Genomic DNA, 22,692 nt, shown 5'->3' on the forward strand with positions numbered 1-22,692 from the left:
GCCACCGATCCGATGACGGGCCCGGCCCGGCGGCCGGTGCGCGCCGGGGTGCCCGGCGTCGCCCGGCCGGCGCCGCTTCGGACACCGATGAGGCTTCACAGCGGCGCTTACTGGCTTTCAAGGCCAAGGTACGCACCGCAGGTCACAAGGCAGCCACGGTCAGGATTCCATTGTCCGGCGACCGTGCCCACGCGCCGGGCCGCGGCGTGTCCCGATGCTTCAGTAGGTGCCCGTGATGACGTTGACCAGCGGTTCTCCGGCCAGGTGACGGGCGACCTGAGCGCGTATGAGTTTCCTCACCCGGCGCCCGGAGGCGGGCGTGCTGCCCGCGACGTGCGGGGTGATGAACACGCCGGGCGCGCTCCACAGCGGATGCCCGCGCGGCAGCGGCTCCGGTTCGGTCACGTCGAGGGCGGCCAGCAGACGGCCCGATTCCAGCTCGGCCAGCAGGGCGGCGGTGTCCACGACGGTACCCCTGGCCGCGTTGACCAGAAGCGCGCCGTCGCGCATCCGGGCCAGGAAGGCGGCGTCCACCATTCCGGCGGTGGCCGGGGTGGCGGGCATGAGCAGGACGACGACGTCGGCGCGGGGCAGCAGGTCGGGGAGTTCGTCCTCGCCGTGGACGAGCACGGGCTCACCCTCGGGGCCCTCGACCTCGCGGCGGGCGCGGGCCACGCGTACGACGTCCACCTCGAAACCGGCCAGCCGCCGCTCCAGGGCGGCCCCGATCGACCCGTAGCCGACGATCAGCACGGTCGAGTCGGCCAGCACGCCGGTGTGGTGGTAGGTCCACTCGCCGGACCGCTGCGCCAGCGCGAACCCGGGGAACTCCCGCAACACCGCCAGCATCGCGCCGACCGCCCACTCCGCCGTACCGGCGTCGTGCACCCCGCGGGCGTTGCAGAGCACCACGCCCTCGGGCAGGTGCGGCAGGTACGGTTCGACCCCGGCCGTCACGGTCTGGACGAGGCGCAACTTGGGCATGGCGGCGAAGGTGCCCGGGACGTCGTTCAACGGCAGCAGCGGGGGGACGAGCACTTCCACGTCTTCCGCTCCGGGGGGAAGCGGCGTGCGGCCGTCGTAGACCGCGCACCGCACCCCTGGGAGATCCGCCAAAGCCGCGGCGATGTCCCCCGATGGCACCCAGATCATCATGAGGCACACCATAGCCGGGCGGCGCGGCGGTGGCGCCGGAAAACCTGAGCATCTTTCGGGTGCCGCGACCCGCGCGGGTCAGTGCGGGCGGGCGGCCAGTGAGCGAAGGGTGCGTTCGATGCGGTCCAGGCGGGCGGTGAGTTCGGCGAGGTCACCGACGGACGCGCTCTTCTCCTCCGGACGCAGCCGGACGACGACCGTGCCGCCCGGCTCCAGCGTCACCTTGGCGGTGTCCGCCACGCCGGTGCCGCCCTGCCGCCTGATCGCCATCTCAAGGTCGGCGAGCCGCAACCCCAGCCGCCTGATGGTCGCGATGTCGTAGCGGCCGTCCTCGGCCAGGACCGTGTCCCTGCCTTCGAGCAGCCGCCCGGCCCCCGACCACCTGGCCGCGGCCCGCGCCAGCGCGGTGTTGACGCCGAGCAGCACCACGGCGCCGAAGATCGCGCCGGTGACGGAGTCGTCGTCGCCGATGATCGCGTTCTGCACCACGTTGGACAGCAGCAGCATCACGACCAGGTCGAGGGTGTTGAGCTGGGCCAGGTCCCGCCTGCCGATGACGCGCAGCAGGACGACGACGCAGAGGTAGACCGCGACCGTGCGGATCGCCTTCTCGGCCAGCGGGATGCCGCTGACGAGTATGTCGTGCCACATGGCCGGCCTCCTCCCGGGCCTGGACCTGGCCCCTTACCGTGTGCCTACCCGGCGCGAGCGGTCAGCTCAGCCGGGCGGCGGCGTAGGCCGCCATGGCGTCGCGCATGTAGTCGGCGAGCCCGGTGGCGACGCGCTCGTACTCGGCGCGGAACCGCTCGTCCTCCGCCTGCATCGCGCCGAAGCGGGCGTACTCCTCGGCGCTCGGCGTCCAGAACCTGGACATCTGCGCATAGTGGGCGTCCAGTTCGGTGAGCACCGCCGGATCGTCCACCGGCGTGCCCGCCTCCATCAGCCCGGCCATCCGGACCAGCGCGGCGGTGGCCTCGCGCTGCATCCGCTCAAGCTCCTCCGGCGAGGACGACTCGATCAGCCGCTGCTGCCCGGCGTTCTCCCAGTGCTCGCCGTACCGCCGGGCGGCCTCGTCACGGTAGCTCTCCGCGTCGAATCCGGCGAACAGGTTCTCCGGGTCGTTGATCTTCCGCATGCTCCCCATCTCCTGGTTGTGTCGGAGTTCGGCAATGGTGCGGGTGACGCTCGCGATCACCGTGTCGAGCCGGTCGCGTTCGGTGATCAGCCGTTCGTGGTGCTCGCGCAGTGCCACCACGGGGTCGGTGTGCCGGTCCACGATCGCCCGGATCTCGGGGAGCCCGAGGCCGAGCGAGCGCAGCACGAGGATCTGCTGCAGGCGCAGCAGTTCGTCCTCGTCGTAGAAGCGGTAGCCATTGGTCCCGATACTGGCGGGAATCAGAAGCCCGATTTCGTGGTAATGGCGTAGAGTACGCGCCGTCACCCCGGACATCCGCGCCACTTCGGCGATCGACCAAGCCATTTCACAGCCCCGCTTTTCCGGTCCGTTTTTCCGATCCGCTTGGTTTCGACCGTAGCCGTTGCCGTAACGGAAGGGTCAACACCGGCTTTCGGCCAGGTCCGCCCGCGGCTGTTTACGCCGCCGTGCGGCGCCGGGTGGCAACCTGGACCGAGGTGGGAAGAGGCGAGTTGATGAGGAGGTGCCCGATGAGGATCGGCATACCGGCGGCGGTGGCCGTCACGGCGGCGGCGCTGCTCGGGGCGTGTTCGGCCGCGCCGGGGACGCAGGTCGGAGCCGGGCGTACGCCGCCGCCGGCCCCCACGGCGAGCCCCGCGACCAGCACCCCGGGCGGCGATTCGCGGGTGCCGGAGGCGCGGGCCCTGGTCAAGGGGCTGGCGGCGCCGTGGGCCATCGCCTTCCTGCCGGACGGCGACGCGCTGGTGACCGAGCGGGACTCGGCGCGCCTGCTCCGGGTCACCCCCCAGGGGAACGTCACGCCGCTCGGCACGATCGAGGGCGTCTCCCCCGCGGGCGAGGGCGGCCTGATGGGCGTCGCGGTTTCGCCGGACCACGCCACTGACAATTACATCTTTCTCTACTTCACCGCCGATGACGACAACCGGATCGTGCGTTACCGGCTCACCGGCGATAAGCTTTCCGACGCCCAGGTGATTCTCTCCGGCATTCCCAAGGGCGCCATTCACAATGGCGGCCGGCTGGCCTTCGGGCCGGACCGGCGGCTGTACGCCACCACCGGGGAGGTCGGCGACCGGCCGCTCGCCCAGGACCGCGGCTCCCTGGCCGGGAAGATCCTGCGGATGACCGTGGACGGCAAGCCCGCGCCGGGCAACCCGTTCGACGGCTCCCTGGTGTGGAGCTACGGCCACCGCAACGTGCAGGGCCTGGCCTGGGACCCGTCCGGGCGGCTGTTCGCGACGGAGTTCGGGGCCGACACCTTCGACGAGGTCAACCTCATCCGCGAGGGACAGAACTACGGCTGGCCCGAGGTCGAGGGCGTGGGCGGCGGCGGGCGGTTCGTCGATCCGGTCCTGACCTGGTCCACCGGCGAGGCCTCACCGTCCGGGCTGGCGTACGCGGGCGGCTCGCTGTGGGCGGGCGCGCTGCGCGGGGCGCGGCTGTGGCGGGTGCCGGTGTCCGGCGACGGCACCGTGGGCACGCCGGTGGCCCACTTCCACGAAAAGTACGGGCGGCTGCGCGCGGTCGCCGCCGCCCCGGACGGCTCACTGTGGGTGGCCACCAGCAACAAGGACGGCCGCGGCTCCCCGGCCGCCGACGACGACCGGATCCTCGTCATCCCCGCAGGCTGACCCGGGGCCGGGTCAGCGGCCGCTGTTCGGCCGCGGGGTTTCGGTGGGGGCCGGCCCGCAGGTCAGGTCGGTCTCCGGGCGGTACACCGTGCGGACCGGCGCATCGCGCTTGACCTCTTTCCCGCCGTTGAAGAAGACCCGGGTGACCTCGATGGTGAACCCGCGCTGCCCGGTCATCGGAATGCAGCCCGGCTTGTCGTCGGTCTCCCGGGTGAAGTCGGTGTAACTGTGCGGCTCGGTGGCCACCGCCTTGATGGTGTCGTAGCGCTTGGTCCCCCAGAACGACACGGTGATCGACGTGGAGGTGTAGCCGGTCTTGATCAGTACGCCGTGGTCGGAGTCGTTCTGCCACTGGAAGTCCGGTTGCGGGAAGGACACCGTGGACTCCCGGCCCGCCGGATAGCGGGAGATGTAGAACTCGTGCGGCGTGTGCCTGACGTCCTTCAGCCCGGCGTAGAACACGGCGTTGTACATCGTCGTGACGAACTGGGAGATGCCCCCGCCCACCTCGTTCACCAGGCGGCCCGCGGTGATCTGCGGGGCCGGGACGAAGCCGCGCGCGGTGTCGCGCCGCCCGACCGTCTCGTTCAGTGAGAACGTCTCCCCCGGCTTGACCAGGTGGCCGTCCAGGATGTCGGCGATCGCGTGGATGTTGGTGACCCGGGGGGCGCAGCAGGGGTGCTGGGTGGTGAACTCGCTGATCTTCTCCTTGATGCCCAGCTTGCGTACCTCGGCCGCGCCCACCCTCGGCTCGACCTCGACGAGCGACACCCGGATCGTCCGGCTGCCGCCCTGCTGGACGACCTTCTCCACCGCGGCGGCCAGCTCGTCGGCATCGACGCCGAGCCCGGGCTTGCCGGGGGTCAGCTTGGGCTTGCCGTTGACGATGTCGTAACCGGCCTCGACGGGGGCCTTGGCCGGGTCCACCAGGCGGCTCTCCACCGCGGCCAGCGCCGCCTTGGCGTTGAACACGGGATCGAGCCCGCCGCTCTCGCCCGGCTCGAAGGTGAGGTTGGCGGCCAGCACGGACGGCATCAGCCGGGCGCGCCTGGCGCCGGTGCTGAGCGTGATGGGCGCGGCGACCGCCGCACGGGCCATCGCCGCCGCCTCCTTGAACTCCTTCTTGTCGATCTTGGGCCGCACCACGGTGATCGGGAGCTGGACGGGGCCGTCCTGCTCCGACAGGTAGGCGTCCTTGATCGCCTCGGCGGCGGCGTTCTGCTCCAGCGCGGTGCCGTCACGGGGCTCGACGACCCGGGGGCGTACGCCGCTGTAGCGGATCTCGCCCTCGCGCACCGGCCGGTCGATCTTCTTGGCCAGGTCCTCCACGGCCTCCAGCAGCCGGGCGGAGTCCACCGCGATCTCGGGTTCGAGCACGGTGGTGCCGGTCAGCCCGCGCCACACCTCGATCGGATCGGGGAACCCGCTGGGGGCGTGCTCGATGGTGCCCACCACGTCGAGCTCCAGCCCGGCGCGCTCCGGCTTGATCTCGTACGGCACGCTCAGCGCCCGCACGGCGATCTCCTCCTTGCTGCGCTCGTCGAGCCCCTCGCGCAGCCGCTCCGCCGCCTGGGTGACGGTCAGCCCGCCGAGATCGACGCCCGCCACGGTGGTGCCGGGCAGGATGGCGCCCGACATGTAGACCGCGGGACCGAGATAGGCCAGGGCCAGGAGGATCAGCAGGCACACGATCGTGAGCAGCGGGCCGCGCCCGCGGCGGCGCGGCGGCGGGTCGGGCATCTGGATCTGCACGGGCGCGCCGCCGCTGAACGCGGGATCGCCCTCCATCGCCCCGGTGACCGGCGCCGACAGCGGCACCGGATGACGCCGCTCCGGCGGGCCGGAAGTGGGCCAGGGCTGCGGCGGCAACGGCACCGGGGGCAACTTGGAACCGCCCCCCGAATCGGCGCCACCGGCACTTTCCGACGGTGAATCCAACCCGCCGAAAATGTCGGGAGAAACGCCTGGCGGCAGTTTCCTGTCGCCGTCATCGGCCTGGTCGGACGTTTCGGAACGCTGCTCCGCGGCTCCGCGCTTTCCGCGTTTTCCGGCCTTGCCACCGGACTCCGGCGGAGCGGGCAGGGGTATCGCAGCGAACGGGTCCGTCGGCGGGTCTATCGACGCTCCGGCGTTCCGCACGCCTCCGTCCTCTCGCTTCGTGGCCTCTCCTCACGCAACCCTACGGCACGGCCCTGATCTGATGTCGGGGAAAGAAGACATTGTGCATCGGGATCAGGCGGTGTTGAACGGTCCTGCGATTTGGCGGGGACTCCTGCTGGTCCTGTGACGTGCAGGTACTCAAAGTATCGGCGCGCGCCCACCCCGGAAAGACCGGTTCCACGTCTTATGGAGGCGCGCGCCCGACCCCGCGGGGCCCTGCCTACTCGGAAACGCCGAGCTTGGCCAGGATCAGCTCACGGGCCCGGCCCGCGTCGGCCTTGCCCCTGCTGGCCTTCATCACCCCGCCGACCAGCGCGCCGACCGCGGCGACCTTGCCGCCGCGCACCTTGTCGGCCGCCGCCGCGTTGTCCGCGATGACCTGGTCGATGATCGCCGACAGCTCGCCCTCGTCGCTCACGACGCGCAGGCCGCGCCGTTCCACGACCTCGTCGGGGTCGCCCTCGCCGGCCAGTACGCCCTCAAGCACCTGCCTGGCCAGCTTGTCGTTGACCGCGCCCTCAGCCACCATCGCGCACACCCGGGCCACCTGCACCGGCGTGATCGCCAGCTCGACCAGCGCGGAACCGGCCTCGTTGGCCCGGCGGGCCAGCTCGCCCATCCACCACTTGCGCGCGTCGGCGGGCGCGGCCCCGGCGGCGACGGTCGCCTCCACCAGGTCGATCGCGTCGGCGTTGTGCATCGAACGCATGTCCAGGTCGGACGCGCCCCACTCCTCCTGCAACCGCGCGCGCCGCACCCGCGGCAGCTCCGGCAGCCCGCCCCGCAGGCTCTCCACCCACTCCGCGTCGGGCGCGATCGGCACCAGGTCGGGCTCGGGGAAGTAGCGGTAGTCCTGGGCCTCTTCCTTGGACCGCCCGGACGTCGTGGCGCCGGTGTCCTCATGGAAGTGCCGCGTCTCCTGGATGATCCGGCCGCCGTCGGCGAGGATCGCGCCCTGCCGCTCGATCTCGTGCCGGACCGCCCGCTCCACGCTGCGCAGCGAGTTGACGTTCTTGGTCTCGGTACGGGTGCCCCAGGTCGAGGTGCCGCGCGGCATCAGCGAGACGTTGACGTCACAGCGCAGCGACCCCTCCTCCATCCGCACGTCGGACACCCCGAGCGCGCGCATCAGCTCGCGCAGCTCCGCGACGTACGCCCTGGCGATCTCCGGCGCGAGCCGGTCGGTGCCCTCGATCGGCTTGGTCACGATCTCCACCAGCGGAATGCCCGCACGGTTGTAGTCGACGATCGAGTAGTCGGCCCCCTGGATCCGCCCGGTCGCCCCGCCCACATGCGTGGACTTCCCGGTGTCCTCCTCCAGGTGCACCCGCTCGATCTCGACCCTGACGATCCGCCCGTCCACCTCGACATCGAGGTACCCGTCGGTGCACAGCGGCTCGTCGTACTGGCTGATCTGGTAGTTCTTCGGCATGTCCGGATAGAAGTAGTTCTTCCGCGCGAACCTGCACCACGACGCGATCGAGCAGTTCAGCGCCAGCCCGATCCTGATCGTCGACTCGATCGCCTTCTCGTTCGCCACCGGCAACGCCCCGGGCAACGCCAGGCACACCGGACACACCTGCGTGTTCGGCGCCCCCCCGAACTCCGTCCTGCACCCGCAGAACATCTTCGACGCCGTCCCCAGCTCGACATGGACCTCCATGCCCAGCACGGGTTCAAAGCGCCCAAGCGCCTCGTCGTACGGCATGAGCGTCTCAGTAGTCATTTCAGCCTCTTACTCGGGTCGTCGTGAGTACAACGGTAGTGTGCCGGGCGGCCGTCCACGTACATCAGAGAAACCCCTGGTCCACCAGGGCCTTCGTGGTGGCCGTCACCCACTCGGCGTAGGCCGGTAACCGGCAGAGCACGTCGAGGCCCACCCGGTCGCCGGCGAAGGCGAAGTGGTCACGGACCTCTCGGTGGGAGACACGGGCCAGGACCTCCCGCAGCACGCGTTTCGGATCGGCGATCTTCTCGGCATCACGCGGGCGCGCCGGCAGCGGCCCCAGATCCGCCCCCGGAACGGCGGCCCAGACACCGTGATCCACGAGCAGCCACGCCTCTGTCTCCCTGACCGGCACGAGCGGGATGACGGGCCGATCGACCCCGGCGTCCTGAAGCGCCTTGGCCAGACGTTCCGCCTTCTCCCGCTCACGATGATCGTTGTGCAGGAAGACGATGTGGCAGTCGGCGGCCAGTTCCACGGCGGCGGCGTGGATGCGCGCGTCGTCCTTGATCATGCGCAGGGTGCCGAACTCGACGGGTTCGATGTCGATCCGGCACCGCTCGGACCGATCGGCCAGCGCCCGGAGCTGCCGGGAGATCACCCGGCTCAGGAACAGTTCGTCGGTCTCGCCTTCGGCGATCAGACCCGCCACCAGCGGCCTGCTCATGTCTCCAGCTGCCCGACGGAGCTGAGGTACTTGCGCACCTGGCGCGGGGAGACGAACTCACCGGGCTCCCCGCTCGACCGCACCGGCCTGGCCACCGTCACCCTCGATCGGGGCAGCCCGCCGCCGGCCCGCCAGGCGGTGTCGAGGAAGACGAGCGAGCCGGGGTCTTCGGCGTAGAGAGCCGAGACGACCACGGGTGAGTGGCTGGTGAAGATGACCTGACGCCGGGAGTCGCCGGACAGCACCCGCTGGCGAATGCGGGTGAGAAGCTCCCGCAACCGGCTCGGGTGGAGGCCGTTCTCCAGCTCCTCGACCATGATCGAGCCTGCGTGGTCGGGGTCGTGCAACGCGGCCAGCAACGCGAGGATCCGCAGCGTGCCGTCAGAGGCGAGCCTGCCGGGCACCGGCTCATGGTCGACGAGAATGTCGAACGACCACTCCTCCTGACGCTGGTCGAAGACGGGCTGGACGCCCGTGACGTCGGGAATGAGGGCGGCGAGATCCACGACCAGATCGGCCAGCGCGTCCGTGCCCTCCATTCGCCCGAGGACCGCGGCGAGGTTGCCCGCGTCCTCGGTCAGCGCCCGTCGATCCGCGGCCGTGACGGGACGGCGCATCGCGGACGGCTCCGGAACGTGCAGGTGCCACGACGCCACCTCTGCCGGCCACTCTCGATCGGCGAAAGGCGGGCTGGTCGTGACATGCCACACTGCGGCTCGTACCGGATCGCGGCTTGACCGGATCTCCGCTCGGATATGGTCGCGCCCGGCCAGAGGCGTCTCCGCCTCGACCACCAGGTCGAACCACTCGACCGGCGCGCTTCTCCCAGGCCGGTGAAAAAGCTCCTGCGGCTTGCCCCTTCGCGGGATGAGCAGCGGATCCATCTCCCGCACGAGGGCGGAGAGAAGCGCGTCGCCGGCGAAGTCCAGCGCGTCGAAGAGGTTGGACTTGCCGCTGGCGTTGGGCCCGACCAGGGCGAGGAACGGCGGGATGTCGAGCTGGAAGTCCAGAAAGGACTTGAAGCCGTCGATCTCGATGCGGGTGATCATGCCGCCGTTCCTCCCCTCGTGTTACAGGGCCGGGGCCTTGGACAGCAGGGGGCCGCCCCAGCGGGATTCCAGGGCCGCTTCCAGGGCGGCGCCGACGCGGTAGCAGCGGTCGTCGCCGAGGACCGGGGCCATGATCTGGAGGCCGACCGGGAGGCCGTCCTCGTCGGCGAGGCCGCAGGGGATGGAGATGGCGGCGTTGCCGGTGAGGTTGGCCGGGATGGTGCAGAGGTCGGCGAGGTACATCGCCATCGGGTCGTCCACGCGCTCGCCGATCGGGAAGGCGGTGGTCGGGGTGGTGGGCGAGATCAGGACGTCGACCTGGTGGAAGGCGGCCTCGAAGTCGCGGGCGATCAGTGTGCGGACCTTCTGGGCCTGGCCGTAGTAGGCGTCGTAGTAGCCGCTGGACAGCGCGTACGTGCCGAGCATGATGCGGCGCTTGACCTCGGGGCCGAAGCCGGCCGCCCGGGTCATCGCCATGACCTCCTCGGCGCTGCGCTCACCGTCGTCGCCGACGCGCAGGCCGTACCGCATGGCGTCGAAGCGGGCCAGGTTGGAGGAGCACTCCGAGGGGGCGATCAGGTAGTAGGCGGGCAGCGCCGTGGTGAAGGACGGGCAGGACAGCTCGACGACCTTGGCGCCCAGGGACTCCAGCAGCTCGACGGTCTCGTGGAAGCGGGCCACCACGCCGGGCTGGAAGCCCTCGCTGTCGAACTCCCGGACCACGCCGACGCGCAGCCCCGCGATGTCGGCGCGCCTGGCGGCCTCGACCACGCCGGGGACCGGCGCGTCGATCGACGTGGAGTCCATCGGGTCGTGGCCGGAGAACGCCTCGTGCAGCAGCGCGGCGTCGAGCACGTTGCGGGCGAACGGCCCGGGCGTGTCGAGCGAGGAGGCGAACGCGATCACGCCGTACCGGGAGGAACCACCGTAGGTCGGCTTCATGCCGACGATGCCGGTGACGGCGGCGGGCTGCCGGATGGAGCCGCCGGTGTCGGTGCCGGTGGACAGCGGGGCGGCGTACGCGGCGACGGCGGCGCTGGAGCCGCCGGAGGAGCCGCCGGGAACGCGCGTGAGGTCCCACGGGTTGCGGGTGACGCCGTACGCGGAGTTTTCGGTGGAGGAGCCCATCGCGAACTCGTCCAGGTTGGTCTTGCCCAAGATCACCAGACCGGCCTCGCGCAGCCGCCGGGTCACCGTCGCGTCGTACGGGGGGCGCCAGTCCTGGAGGATCTTCGAGCCCGCCGTCGTCGGCATGTCGGAGGTGGTGAAGACGTCCTTGTGCGCGATCGGCACACCGGCCAGCGGGCCGAGCCTTTCGCCCTTCGCCCGGCGTTCGTCGATCGCGCGCGCCTGGGCGAGCGCCGACTCGGTGGCCACGTGCAGGAAGGCGTGGACCTTGCCGTCGATCTCGGCGACGCGGTCGAGATGGGCCTGCGTCACCTCGACGGCGGACACCTCGCCCGTGGCCAGCAGCGCGCCCAGCTCGGCGGCGCTCTTACGGATCAGGCTCATGCCTCCTCCCCGAGGATGCGCGGCACCCGGAACCGGTCGTCCTCCACGGCAGGAGCGCCGGACAGCGCCTGTTGCGGCGTGAGGCTCGGGCGCACCTGGTCGGGGCGGTAGACGTTGGTGATCGGCAACGCGTGCGACGACGGCGGCACGTCCTCGGCGGCGACCTCGCTCACCTTGGCGACAGCGACGATGATGGCATCGAGCTGGGCCGCGTAGTGGTCGAGCTCGTCGTCGGAGAGCGCCAGCCGGGACAACCGCGCCAGATGGGCGACCTCGTCGCGGGTTATGGCTGACATAAGTCGTTAACCCGTTTCATGAATGGCGATTGGACACAGCCATCCTAGGGGCAGTGACCGGCCGTGGCCGAACGGATAAGGGCCCCGTGGGGCTTGCGCCTCACCAGAGGTCGGCCATCGCCAGGCCGTCGGTGAGCCCGTCGTTGAAACCGGCCTTGCCGACCGCCGCGGGCGTGCGTTCGCCCGCGGGCACGGTACGGGCCGCCGCGCCCGCCGCGGTGAACACCGCCGCGGGCCCCTGGGCGGGCGCCAGCATCGTACGGCGGGCGCGCAGCCAGGTCGTCGCCTCGCCGGCCGGCATCGCCGCGCAGAACCACCAGCCCTGCCCGACGTCGCAGCCCATCTCCGAGAGCCGCCTGCTGACCTCGTCGGTCTCGACCCCCTCGGCGACCGACCGCAGCCCGAGCGAGCGCACCAGATCGATGATCGAGCGCACGATGCGCGCGTTGTCCTCACCGGCGGGGTCGGCCAGCCGCCGTACGAAGGACGCGTCGATCTTGACCTCGGAGACGGCCATCCGCTGCAGCCGTACCAGCGAGGAGTATCCGGTGCCGAAGTCGTCGAGCGCGAGCGGCACGCCGAGGCCGACCAGGGCGTGGATCATGTCGGCCGCGTACGCCTGGTCGGTCATCAAGATCCGCTCGGTGACCTCCAGTTGGATGGCGGTGGGCGGCAGGCCGTAGCGGTCGAGTCCGGCGGCCAGGCGTTCGGGCAGACCGCTGTCGAGCAGGTCGCGGGCCGAGACGTTGACCGAGACCTGCACCCGCAGCCCGGCATCCCACCACTGCGCGGCCTGTTTCAGCGCCGCGTCGATGACGTACTGGGTGAGCTGGCGCATCAGGTAGGACTGCTCGGCGAGCGGCACGAAGTCGGCCGGGGCGATCAGGCCCCTGGCCGGGTGCTCCCAGCGCAGCAGGGCCTCCAGGCCGACGACCCGGCCGGTGCCCAGGCCGATCTTGGGCTGGTAGTGCAGGGTCAGCTCCCCGGCGTCCAGGCCGCGGCGCAGGTCGCCGAGCAGCAGCAGGCGCTCCGGGGAGTTGCGGTCGCGGTCGGCGACGTACGTCTCGACGCCGGTGCGCCCCTCCTTGGCCAGGTACATCGCGACGTCGGCGCGTTGCAGCAGGAGCTGGAAGTCGGGGGCGTGGTCGGGGTGCAGCGCGATGCCGACCGAGGCGTCGAGGTCGAAGGTCATGCCCTCCAGGCGCACCGGTTCGGTCAGCGCCACCCGCAGCCGGGCGGCCACCTCCCTGGCCGCGGTGGCGTCTCTGACCGACGGCAGCAGTACCGCGAACTCGTCACCGCCGAGCCTGGCCACCACGTCGCCGGGGCGCACGCTGTGGGTGAGGCGGTGCGCGACGATCTGGAGCAGCCGGTCGCCGACGGCGTGCCCGAGGGTGTCGTTGACCTCCTTGAAGCGGTCCAGGTCGAGCAGGAACAGGCCGACCCGGTCTTCGCCGCGCGCCTCGGCGATGGCCTCCTCGGTGCGCAGCAGCAGCAGCTTGCGGTTGGGCAGCCCGGTCAGGCCGTCGTGCAGGGCCTGGTGGTCGCGGCGCATCGACATGCCCGCGGTGAAGTAGACCGCGACCAGCGGCGCGACGAACAGCGGGACGAGCACCGGCGAGTACGTCATCACGACGACCACCACCGGGGCCAGGCCGAGCAGGCCGGTGTAGACGAGCGCCTGGTGGCCGATGGTGGCCTTGATCACCCGCATCGGCGAGCGGCGCTCGTGCAGGGACACCGCCCAGCACACCAGCATGGCGCGGACCAGGAAGTAGGCCGCCGCGGCGAACACGATGGCGATCAGGTGGCCGCCGCCGGGGACCCAGGGGGCGAGCGGGCTCGGCCGGATGCCGAAGGCGGTCAGCACCGCGGCCGCCGCGGTGCCGGCCATGGTGACCTGGGCGATGTTGAACATCACCCGGTGCCACGACTTGCGGGTGACCACGCCGTTGACCAGCACCGCGACGGCGTGCAGCAGGAGCGCGACCGGGAGCCCGTAGTGCAGCAGCACGGCGAAGTTGAACATCACCGACGGATAGGTGCCGTTGACCACCACCGACGAGGAGATCATCACCGGCCGCAACTCGCCGAGCACGACCAGAACGCCGAGCATCCAGAACAGTGGTACGCGGGTGAGCCCGGCCGCCTCGGCGGGGTCGAGCAGAGCCAGGGCCACGGTCAGCGTCGTGAAACCGATCGTGATGACACCGGCCAGGTAGGCCCACAGCGGTGAGCCGACGCGGGGTCCGGTGTCGCGTGTGTCGGTCGGGTCGGTCATGAGTAACGAAACCCCCTGGAGGTCACTATGGGAGGGTACGACCTATGGGCCACTTCGCGAAACCGGCTGCGTACGGTGCGTCACGGGGGATTTCTGGGGAAATGTCACTATTTACCCAATGAGTGACGACAGAGCGCTACATCGCCGCCGGTTCGGTCATGATTCCGTCACCCTCAGTGAGGGAAAAATTCGGAAATTTCGTATACCAAATTTTTGCCGGGACAGGAGTTCTGGTTGTGCTCCCATGCTGCCCCCGATGCCTGCCTGGTGTGCGTGGTCTGCTGTGGTCGTCCCGCAGTCGTGACCTTCAGGACCCGTCAGATCCAGGCTCGGCCTCGGACTCGGCCTCTGTTTCAAGCTCCGGCTCGGTTTCAGGCTCCGGCTCGGGCCGGACCGCGTCCGGGCCCTCGGCGAGCAGCAGGTGGAAGGCGGCCTCGTCGAGGATCGGCACCCCGAGCTGGAGCGCCTTGTCGTACTTCGACCCGGCGTTCTCCCCCGCCACCAGGAAACTCGTCTTCTTCGACACCGACCCGGTGGCCTTGCCGCCGCGCTTGGCGATCTCCGCGCCCGCCTCGTCCCGGCTGAAGTCGTCAAGGCTGCCGGTGACCACGAACGTCAGCCCGGCCAGGGTCTGCGGAAGCTGCTCGGCGGGCGGGTCGTCCACCATCCGCACCCCGGCCGCCCGCCACCGGTCGACGATCTCGCGGTGCCAGTCGACCGCGTACCATTCCTTGACCGAGGCGGCGATCGTCGGCCCGACGCCCTCGACCTCGGCCAGCTCCTCCTCGGTGGCCGCGAAGATCCGGCCGAGGTCGCGGAACTCGGCCGCCAGCGCCTGCGCCGCCGTGGGCCCCACGTGCCGGATCGACAACGCCACCAGCACCCGCCACAGCGGCCGCCGCTTGGCCTTTTCGAGCTGCTCCATCAACTCAAGGGTGAGCTTCTTCGGCTCACCCTTGAGGTTGGCGAAGAAGGTGACGACCTTCTCTTCGCCGGTCTTCTCGTCGATCTTGGGCAGGCCGGTGTCGGGGTCGAGGACCACGCTCCTGATCGGCAGCAACTGCTCGACGGTCAGGTCGAACAGGTCGGCCTCGGTGCGGATCGGCGGCGGCGTAGGCGGCAGCGGCCGGGTGAGCGCGGTGGCCGCGATGTAGCCGAGCGACCCGATGTCGAAGGCCCCGCGCCCGGCCGCGAAGAAGATGCGCTCACGCAACTGCGCCGGGCAGGTCTTGGCGTTGGGGCAGCGGATGTCGACGTCGGCCTCCTTCTGGCGGCGCAGCTCGGTGCCGCACTCGGGGCAGTGCGTGGGCATCACGAACTCCCGCTCGGAGCCGTCGCGCAACTCGGTCACCGGCTTGACGATCTCGGGGATGACGTCGCCCGCCTTGCGCAACACCACGGTGTCGCCGATCAGCACGCCCTTGCGGGCCACCTCCGAGGCATTGTGCAGGGTGGCCCGCTCGACCGTGGACCCGGCCACCTCTACGGGCTTCATCACCCCGTACGGGGTGACCCTCCCGGTGCGCCCGACCCCCACCTGGATGTCGAGAAGCTCGGTGTTGACCTCCTCCGGCGGGTATTTGTAAGCGATCGCCCACCGGGGCGCGCGGCTCGTCGAGCCCAGCGCGCGCTGCACGGCCAGCCGGTCGGCCTTGATCACCACACCGTCGATCTCGTAGGCGGGATCGTGCCGGTGCTCCCGGTAGTACTCGATGTACTCCTTGATGCCATCGAGGTCCTTGACCACCTGGTACAGGTCGCTGACCGGCAGGCCGAACTCACGCAGCTTCGCGTAGACCTCCGACTGCGACTGCGGCTCACGCCCGCCGCCCTGCCACAGGCCCACCCCATGAGTGATCATCCGCAGCTCGCGCTGCGCGGTGACGCGCGGGTCCTTCTGCCGCAGCGAGCCGGCCCCGGAGTTGCGCGGGTTGGCGAACGGCTGCTTGCCGTCGGCCACGAGCTGCTCGTTGAGCCGCAGGAAGCCCTCGACCGGCAGGAAGACCTCGCCGCGCACCTCCATCACGTCGGGGATGTCGGACCCGGTCAGCCGGTCGGGCACGTCGCGGATGGTGCGGACGTTGGGCGTCACGTCCTCGCCTTCGCGCCCGTCGCCGCGGGTCGCGCCGCGCACCAGACGGCCCTTCTCGTAGACCAGCGCGACGGCCAGCCCGTCGATCTTCAGCTCGCACAGATATGGTCCGGCGTCGCCCTCGGCCAGCTTCTCCACCCTGGCCATCCACGCCGTCAGCTCGTCGTCGGCCAGCGCGTTGTCCAGGCTCTCCAGCCGGCGCAGGTGCCGCACGGTGGCGAAGTCGGTGGAGATCGGCGCGCCCACCCGCTGGGTGGGCGAATCGGGGGTGCGCAGCGCCGGATGGGCCTCCTCCAGCGCGCGGATCTCCCGCATCCACCCGTCGTACTCCGCGTCGCTCGCCGTGGGCGAGTCGAGCACGTAGTAGCGCCAGTTGGCGTCGTCGATCAGCTCGGCGAGCTCGGCGTGCCGCCGTCTCGCCGAGACGTCAACGCCATTATCGGCAGTGTCGGCATCACGGTCGGCATCACGGTCGGCATCACGGTCGGCGTTGCGGGCGGCATCGCGGTCAACACCGCCGTCAGCGCCTTCGGCATCGGTGCTCATGGCCACCTCTCCCCTCTGTCGGCCGCGCCGGATCTCGGTCCTGTACTGGAAAAACGTACCGCCTGCCACCGACAAACCCGCGCCGCGACCCTGGCCAGGGGCTACTCGCCCGGATCTTCGCGCAGCACCACCGCCGCCTCGCGGCAGCGGGCCAGCGCCTGCCTGGCGTACCGGGGCGAGGCCCCGGCCAGCCCGCAGGCGGGGGTCAGCACGACCTGGGCGGCGAGCGTGGCGGGCGGGAAACCGAGCCTGCCCCACAGCCGCTGCGCGGGTTCGGCGATCACGCCGATGTCGGCCAGTCGTACGTCCGTGCCGGGGAGCACGCCGAGGAACAGCGCCGTACCGGCCTCCACGGCCTCGCCGATCGCGTCCTCGTCGCGGCGGCGCAGCAGTGCCGCGTCCGTCGACACGCCCTTGGCCCCGGCCCGGCGCAGCAGCCGGAACGGCACCCCGGGCGCACAGCAGTGCACGATGGGGAACGCGTCCGTGGCCTCGAACACGGTGGTCAGGTGCTGCGCCACGATGTCGGGCTCGGCGGCGGGCAGCCGGGCGAAGCCGGAGGCGGTGGGGACCGTACCGGCGAGTACGCCCGGCAGGCCGGGCTCGTCCACCTGCAGGACGATGCCGGTCACGCCGGGCACGCGCCGGCGTACCGTGGCCACGTGCGCGGCGACCCCCTCGGCCAGCGAGCCCGCCATGTCGCGCACGGCCCCCGGGTCGGCCAGCGCCTTGTCCCCGTGCCGCAGCTCGATCGCGGCGGCGAGCGTCCACGGCCCGCAGACCTGCAGCTTCAGCGGACCCTCATAGTCCTGGGCGACCTCCTCCAGCCCGTCGAGGTCTCTGACCAGGTGGTCGCGCGCCCGGCGGGCGTCGCGCCCCGGCCGGTCGGCGAACCTCCATCCGGACGGCTGGACCTCCACCGGCAGCTCCACCAGCAGCCCGGCCGACCTGCCGATCATGTCCGCGCCGACGCCCCGGGCGGGCAGCTCCGGGAGGTACGGGAGCGCCGGCACCTCGCCGAAGACGACCCGCGCCGCCTCCAGGTGGTCCTCGCCCGGATGCGACCCGACTCCGGTCGCCGTGGCCTCACTCCAGGGATACTCACTCACGGCAGCTAGCGTAGGCCCCATGGAACTGACCAAGTTCACACACGCGTGCGTCCGCCTGGAGAAGGACGGCAAGGTCCTGGTGATCGACCCCGGCGCGTTCAGCGAGGAGTCGGCCCTGGAGGGCGCGGACGCGGTGCTGATCACGCACGAGCACTTCGACCACGTGGAGCCCGAACGGCTGCGCGCCGCCGCCGCGGCCGAGCCAGGGCTGTCCATCTGGACGTGCGGCGCGGTCGCGAGCGTCCTATCGGACGCGGGCGTGTCCGCGCAGGTCCAGACCGTCCGGCACGGCGACGCGTTCGAGACGGCGGGCTTCCGGGTCCGGGCGTTCGGCGAACTGCACGCCAAGAACCACCCCGACCTGCCGCAGGTGCAGAACGTCGGGTTCCTGGTGGACGAGCAGCTCTTCTACGCGGGCGACGCCCTCACCGTGCCCGGCGTGGAGGTGCACACGCTGCTGGTACCGACCGGCGGCCCGTGGCTGAAGCTGGCCGAGATGATCGGCTACCTGCGCGAGGTACGACCGGAGCGCGCGTACTCCACGCACGACGCGCTCTACAGCGAGGCCGGTCTCGGGCTGGTCGACAACTGGCTCGCCGGTGAGGGCGACGAGCAGAAGGCGGAGTTCCGCAGGCTGGCGATCGGCGAGACGGTCCGCGTATAAGGCTTCGGGAGCCGTCGGCGGGTGAAATTCGGTCGCCCCTAAACCGGCACGGCTGCCATACTCCGGCAGCGTGACAGCAGAGCCTTCCCCGATCCTGACCGTAGGCGGCGACGACCGCGAGCTCGAACAACGGCTCGACCGGGAGCTGACCGCGTTCAACGAGGCCGCCACCGGCGCGATCTACGGCGATTCGTTCTCCGTCAAGGTCGTCGATGACGACGGCGAACTGGTCGGCGGACTGACCGCCTGGACCTGGGGCACGCAGTGCGTGATCTCGCTGCTCTGGGTCCGCGAGGACAGCCGCGCGCACGGCTGGGGCGGCGAGATCCTCAAGGCCGCCGAGCTGGAGGCCGGGCGGCGAGGGTGCGACCAGGTCGTCGTCTCGTCGTACACCTTCCAGGCGCCCGGTTTCTACCAGCGGAACGGCTACGCCGAGATCAGCCGGGTGCCCGGCGTCCCCGGCGGCCACGAGGACGTGTACCTGTTCAAGCGGCTGGAAACCTGACTCGGGGCCTCAGGCGGCGGCCGAGATGGTCGCCGATCCGATCACGGTGTCGCCGTCGTACAGGACGGCCGTCTGGCCGGGCGCCACGCCGGTGGCCGGTGTGCCCAGCTCGACGTGCAGGGTGTCGCCGGTGAGCTGGGCCCGGCAGCCGTACACCTCGCCGTGCGCGCGAAGCTGCACCGTGCAGGCGCGGGGCTCGACCGGGGCCGCGACCGGGCCGTTCCAGACCGGACGCGCACAGGTGATCGACCCGACCTTGAGCGCTTCGCGCGGCCCCACGGTGACGGTGTTGGACACCGGCTCGATGGACAGCACGTAGCGGGGCCGCCCGTCGGCCGACGGACGGTCCAGGGCCAGGCCCCGGCGCTGCCCGATGGTGTAGCCGTAGGCCCCCTGATGGCCGCCGACGACCTCGCCGGACAGGGCGTCGATGACCGGACCCTCCGCCGCGCCCAGCCGCTCGGCCAGGAACGCGCGGGTGTCGCCGTCGGCGATGAAGCAGATGTCGTGGCTGTCGGGCTTGTCGGCGACCGACAGCCCGCGGGCCGCCGCCTCCGCCCTGACCTGGGCCTTTGTGGAGTCGCCCAGCGGGAACATGGCGTGCCCGAGCTGCTTGCCGGTGAGCACGGCAAGGACGTAGGACTGGTCCTTGCCGGCGTCGACGCTGCGCCGCAGCACGCCGTCCGACAGACGCGCGTGGTGCCCGGTGACCACGGCGTCGAACCCGAGCGCCAGCGCCCGGTCCAGCACCGCCGCGAACTTGATCTTCTCGTTGCAGCGCACGCACGGGTTGGGGGTGCGCCCCGCGGCGTACTCGCTCACGAAGTCGTCCACCACGTCACGGGCGAAACGCTCGGCCATGTCCCAGATGTAGAAGGGAATGCCGATCACGTCGGCGGCCCGCCTGGCGTCCCGCGCGTCCTCGACCGTGCAACACCCGCGCGCCCCGGTGCGGTACGACTGCGGGTTGGCCGACAGCGCCAGGTGCACGCCGGTGACATCATGCCCGGCCTCGGCCGCCCGCGCGGCGGCCACGGCCGAATCGACGCCGCCCGACATGGCGGCAAGCACACGAAGTCCCATAACACCATCGAGCGTACCCGCCCTCATCGGGCGATCGTGAACCTCCGCCGCCTTCCGCCCGACTGTGCATGGTGACGGGAGGACGCGATGACCGATGAGACGCTGGTGATCCGCGCCCAGTTGGGCGAGCGCGAGGCGCTGGCCGAACTGCTGGCGCGGTGGCAGGTGCCGGTGTGGACGTACGTCCGGCGCATGCTGGACGCCGACCGGGCCGACGACGTCAGCCAGGAGATCTGGCTGGCCGTGGTCCGTGGCCTGCCCCGGCTCAGAGAACCCGGCCGCTTCACGCCCTGGCTGTTCACGATCGCCCGGCGCTCGATCACCGAACGGCTGCGCGCGGAGTACGCGGAGAAGACCCCTGTGGCCGGCGACAGCACGGCCGAGGACCCGGCCGAGGCGACGGTGGATCGGGCCACGCTGGTGAGCGCGCTGTCCGCGCTGCCGGTACTGGAACGGGAGGTCCTCGTCCTGTTCTACCTGGAGGACCTGCCGGTGGACGAATGCGCGTACATCTGCCAGGTCCCGGCCGGAACGGTCAAATCCCGCCTCAACCGCGCCCGTCGCCTGCTGCGTGAGCACCTGGACGAGAAGGGATACCGGCCATGACCGACGAACCACGCATTTCCGCAGAGGACATGATCGAGCACCTGTCACCGGTCCTGTCCCCGCGAGCCCGCATCCGCGCGGTGACGGCCCTGCTGACGGGCACCACCGGCGCGGCCTTCACGACCACCCTGTGGTGGTCCGAGCCCGGCCCTCTGCCCGGCCACACCCACCTGGCGTTCGCGCTGTTCACGACGTTCTGCCTGGCCTGGACGTGCTACGGCACCCTGCTCCTGACCCGCCGGATCCCCCTGTTCGCCACCGACCGCCTGATCGCCGCCTGGCTCGCCCTCACCGCCTCCACCACCACCACGGCCCTCCTGACCACCGTGGCCGCCCACCGCGCCACCGCCATCTGGCCGATCCTGTCGGTCGGGACATTGTTCATCGCGGTGACCGCGGTCCTGACCGTACGCGCCCACCTCCGGCGCGCGGCCCTGCGCCGCCGCCTGCACGAACTGACCAGCGAACGCGAGGAGGGATCACGATGACCCACAACCCGAAGCTCATCCACCGCCGCGTCGGCCCAAAGGCCCTCCTCATGGCGACCACCCTGGTCAAGCTGACCTGAAACAGCTCCAGGGGAAGCCCTGGGACAGCGCCGTCTCAGTTGGAGGAGGTTGCGTATCTCAAACCGCACACCCCGTCGTTGAGGGGCAACGGCGGTTTCCAGCGGTGCGGCGGTAGGGAAGGGGACATCTTTAGCCGGTGCCGGAACGGCGAGCGGCCACGACACACGCGAAACCTCGGGCACTGGGCCGCAACCAGGCACGACGAGCGGCGAGAGCGGGCCTGCCGTACACCGGGCAAAACTCGGCAAAAGGAAGACCGTCCGAACGAAGCGAGGCCCACTGAATGCGCGGAGCGCGCCCACGCCGAAGGCGGGGGCAACACCTTGAAACCGATCCACAAACCAACGGCACGAAGAAATGGAGCAGGCCGTCTAGCCGGTGCTAACACGACGACCGGCCACGACACGCGCGAAATGCCGGGCACCGGGCCGCAACCAGGCACGACGGACGGCGAGAGCGGGCCTGCCGTATGCCGGGCGAAGAAAGATCGTCCGAGCGAAGCGAGGCCCATTGTGCGCGCGAAGCGCGTCCCCGCCGAAGGCGGGGCCCTTCGCGCGGAGCGCGGCCTGGCCGCCGAAGGCGGGGGGTTTGGGCGCGAGCGAAGCGAGGCGCTTTGCTTTGCCCGGGCGCGGTCGTGTCCGCAGCGACGAGCGATGGAGTGAGGAACGAACGACTGAGCGAGGAGCGGAGGACGCGACCTCGAAAGCGCCCGGGCCCCGCGCGAGCGAAGCGAGCGCCATAAGCACAGCGAGCGCCATGAGCACAGCATCATGACCACATAGCGGATAGCATCCCCTGCATGCGATTGTTCGGCCGCAATGGTGGGGAGTCCGGGCCGCGTTCTCGGCGGACAGCGGAGATCGCGAAGTTCTGGGAGTGGTGGTCACGGGCGAGGCCGGAGCTGGATGGGCTGGTCGTAGCGGGGGAGAACGACGAGCTGGCCGAGCGGATCGAGGCCGCCGTGGCGACGGTGCATCCTTCGCTGGTGTGGGAGATCGCCCCCGGCCGGTCGGCGGAGCAGGCGCTCGTGGTGACCGCCGCGGGTGATCCCGAGCTGCGCTCGCTGGCGCACCGCTGGTCGCTGGCCGCGCCGCAGCCCGATGAGCGCTGGGAGTTCCATCCGGCGCGGCAGGCCAATCCGGCCGCCGCGGAGCTGTCGATCGACGTCGGCGGGTACGAGTTCGACTTCGACAAGCTGACGCTGGGCCTGCACGTACCGCGCGGCAAGCCGCGTGTCGATGTGACCGCCTACCATCCGATCTTCACGCTGCTGGAGGAGGAGACCCGGCTTTCGGCCACGCTGCTCGCGCTGGACTGGCTGCTCGGCGAGGACGACGTGGCCCGCTGGATCGGTGAGATCCAGCCGGCCGCCTTCCAGCCCATCGACGCGGTGGCCGCGGTGCATCTGCCGAGTGTGGTGGCCGATGTGGCGTCGGAGTTCGCCGAGGAGCAGTGGGCGCTGATGGAGGGCCAGACGGCCGACGGCGCCAAGCTGGTCGCGACGGTCCGTTATCCGCTGCGGCCGGTGGACTACCCGGTCTTCGATCGGCACGTCGCCATCGGCCTGGGCTACGCGCACCGCGACGACGACGGCATGCCCGACGGGGACTCGGTACCGGCGTTGCGCGACTTCGAGGAGCGGCTGGCGGCCGGGCTGAAGCCGGAGGCGGCGGTGCTGGTGGCGCACATCAGCTCGGACGGCCAGCGGGTGATCCACATCTACGCCGACCCGGAGGGTGACGCCGAGCGGCACATCGAGGAGCTGGCGGCCACCTGGCGGGAGGGCGACGTGGAGGTCGAGGCGGAGGACGACCCCGCCTGGGCGGAGGTCTCCCCCTTCCTCGCCTGACCTTTTCCGTCCAGCCGGCGCAGGCCGGTTACCGAG

Annotated in this window: 19 protein-coding genes; 6 read left to right on the forward strand and 13 right to left on the reverse strand. The window is 71.0% G+C overall.

The genetic code is table 11. The features are described 5' to 3' along the window. Positions 1-219: 219 nt before the first annotated feature. From DP939_RS41420 to DP939_RS41430, 3 genes are all read right to left on the reverse strand, one after another. A complete protein-coding gene (locus DP939_RS41420) occupies positions 220-1,155 on the reverse strand; it encodes a 2-hydroxyacid dehydrogenase (RefSeq protein ID WP_113986324.1) in 936 nt (311 codons plus the stop codon). A gap of 78 nt (positions 1,156-1,233) precedes the next feature. Then, the gene (locus DP939_RS41425) at positions 1,234-1,806 is read right to left on the reverse strand and encodes a DUF421 domain-containing protein (protein WP_113986325.1); all 573 of its coding nucleotides are present in this window, start codon (positions 1,804-1,806) and stop codon (positions 1,234-1,236) included. Positions 1,807-1,867: 61 nt separating this feature from the next. Further along, positions 1,868-2,635 carry a MerR family transcriptional regulator gene (locus DP939_RS41430; protein ID WP_113986326.1) on the reverse strand — a complete coding sequence of 256 codons (768 nt, stop codon included), beginning with the start codon at positions 2,633-2,635 and terminating at the stop codon, positions 1,868-1,870. A 185-nt stretch (positions 2,636-2,820) separates the two neighbouring features. Here DP939_RS41430 and DP939_RS41435 point away from each other — a divergent pair, with 185 nt between their 5' ends. Continuing rightward, positions 2,821-3,942 (forward strand): PQQ-dependent sugar dehydrogenase, encoded by a 1,122-nt coding sequence (locus DP939_RS41435; protein ID WP_113986327.1) that lies wholly within the window; start codon positions 2,821-2,823, stop codon positions 3,940-3,942. Positions 3,943-3,954: 12 nt separating this feature from the next. Here DP939_RS41435 and DP939_RS41440 read toward each other — a convergent pair whose 3' ends face one another. The 9 genes from DP939_RS41440 to DP939_RS41480 form a co-directional block, all read right to left on the reverse strand. Then, positions 3,955-5,817: a VanW family protein gene (locus DP939_RS41440; protein ID WP_147268343.1), complete on the reverse strand. Its 1,863-nt coding sequence runs from the start codon at positions 5,815-5,817 to the stop codon at positions 3,955-3,957. 505 nt (positions 5,818-6,322) lie between these two features. Continuing rightward, the gene (gatB, locus tag DP939_RS41445; RefSeq protein ID WP_113986329.1) at positions 6,323-7,828 is read right to left on the reverse strand and encodes an Asp-tRNA(Asn)/Glu-tRNA(Gln) amidotransferase subunit GatB; all 1,506 of its coding nucleotides are present in this window, start codon (positions 7,826-7,828) and stop codon (positions 6,323-6,325) included. Positions 7,829-7,892: 64 nt separating this feature from the next. Further along, the gene (locus DP939_RS41450) at positions 7,893-8,495 is read right to left on the reverse strand and encodes a DUF4276 family protein (RefSeq protein WP_113986330.1); all 603 of its coding nucleotides are present in this window, start codon (positions 8,493-8,495) and stop codon (positions 7,893-7,895) included. Then, positions 8,492-9,544, reverse strand: a complete 1,053-nt coding sequence (locus DP939_RS41455) for an AAA family ATPase (protein ID WP_113986331.1) — start codon at positions 9,542-9,544, stop codon at positions 8,492-8,494. The genes DP939_RS41450 and DP939_RS41455 overlap by 4 nt, the downstream gene beginning before the upstream one ends. A gap of 21 nt (positions 9,545-9,565) precedes the next feature. Next, positions 9,566-11,056, reverse strand: a complete 1,491-nt coding sequence (gene gatA, locus DP939_RS41460) for an Asp-tRNA(Asn)/Glu-tRNA(Gln) amidotransferase subunit GatA (protein ID WP_113986332.1) — start codon at positions 11,054-11,056, stop codon at positions 9,566-9,568. Next, positions 11,053-11,352: an Asp-tRNA(Asn)/Glu-tRNA(Gln) amidotransferase subunit GatC gene (gene gatC, locus DP939_RS41465; RefSeq protein ID WP_111165868.1), complete on the reverse strand. Its 300-nt coding sequence runs from the start codon at positions 11,350-11,352 to the stop codon at positions 11,053-11,055. Before gatC ends, gatA begins: the two co-directional genes overlap by 4 nt. A 100-nt stretch (positions 11,353-11,452) precedes the next feature. After that, positions 11,453-13,633, reverse strand: a complete 2,181-nt coding sequence (locus tag DP939_RS41470; RefSeq protein WP_113986333.1) for a putative bifunctional diguanylate cyclase/phosphodiesterase — start codon at positions 13,631-13,633, stop codon at positions 11,453-11,455. A 307-nt stretch (positions 13,634-13,940) separates the two neighbouring features. Next, positions 13,941-16,271 (reverse strand): NAD-dependent DNA ligase LigA, encoded by a 2,331-nt coding sequence (gene ligA / locus DP939_RS41475; RefSeq protein ID WP_113986334.1) that lies wholly within the window; start codon positions 16,269-16,271, stop codon positions 13,941-13,943. 101 nt (positions 16,272-16,372) lie between these two features. Continuing rightward, complete coding sequence (locus DP939_RS41480) at positions 16,373-17,380, reverse strand: methionine synthase (protein WP_113986335.1); 1,008 nt, start codon at positions 17,378-17,380, stop codon at positions 16,373-16,375. Between the two features lie 19 nt (positions 17,381-17,399). Here DP939_RS41480 and DP939_RS41485 point away from each other — a divergent pair, with 19 nt between their 5' ends. Next, positions 17,400-18,044, forward strand: a complete 645-nt coding sequence (locus DP939_RS41485; RefSeq protein WP_113986336.1) for an MBL fold metallo-hydrolase — start codon at positions 17,400-17,402, stop codon at positions 18,042-18,044. A gap of 70 nt (positions 18,045-18,114) precedes the next feature. Continuing rightward, a complete protein-coding gene (locus DP939_RS41490) occupies positions 18,115-18,549 on the forward strand; it encodes a GNAT family N-acetyltransferase (protein WP_199565750.1) in 435 nt (144 codons plus the stop codon). 9 nt (positions 18,550-18,558) lie between these two features. Here the strand turns inward: DP939_RS41490 and mnmA are convergent, their stop codons facing one another. Beyond that, complete coding sequence (gene mnmA, locus DP939_RS41495) at positions 18,559-19,632, reverse strand: tRNA 2-thiouridine(34) synthase MnmA (RefSeq protein WP_113986338.1); 1,074 nt, start codon at positions 19,630-19,632, stop codon at positions 18,559-18,561. A gap of 87 nt (positions 19,633-19,719) precedes the next feature. Here mnmA and DP939_RS41500 point away from each other — a divergent pair, with 87 nt between their 5' ends. The 3 genes from DP939_RS41500 (at position 19,720) to DP939_RS41510 (ending at position 22,656) form a co-directional block, all read left to right on the forward strand. Further along, complete coding sequence (locus DP939_RS41500) at positions 19,720-20,238, forward strand: RNA polymerase sigma factor (protein ID WP_113986339.1); 519 nt, start codon at positions 19,720-19,722, stop codon at positions 20,236-20,238. Then, positions 20,235-20,726: a hypothetical protein gene (locus tag DP939_RS41505; RefSeq protein WP_113986340.1), complete on the forward strand. Its 492-nt coding sequence runs from the start codon at positions 20,235-20,237 to the stop codon at positions 20,724-20,726. Before DP939_RS41500 ends, DP939_RS41505 begins: the two co-directional genes overlap by 4 nt. Positions 20,727-21,606: 880 nt before the next feature. Further along, positions 21,607-22,656, forward strand: coding sequence for a DUF695 domain-containing protein (locus tag DP939_RS41510; protein WP_113986341.1), 1,050 nt, complete (start codon positions 21,607-21,609; stop codon positions 22,654-22,656). Positions 22,657-22,692: the final 36 nt, after the last annotated feature.

This window comes from Spongiactinospora rosea (assembly GCF_003315795.1).
Lineage (GTDB): Bacteria > Actinomycetota > Actinomycetes > Streptosporangiales > Streptosporangiaceae > Spongiactinospora > Spongiactinospora rosea.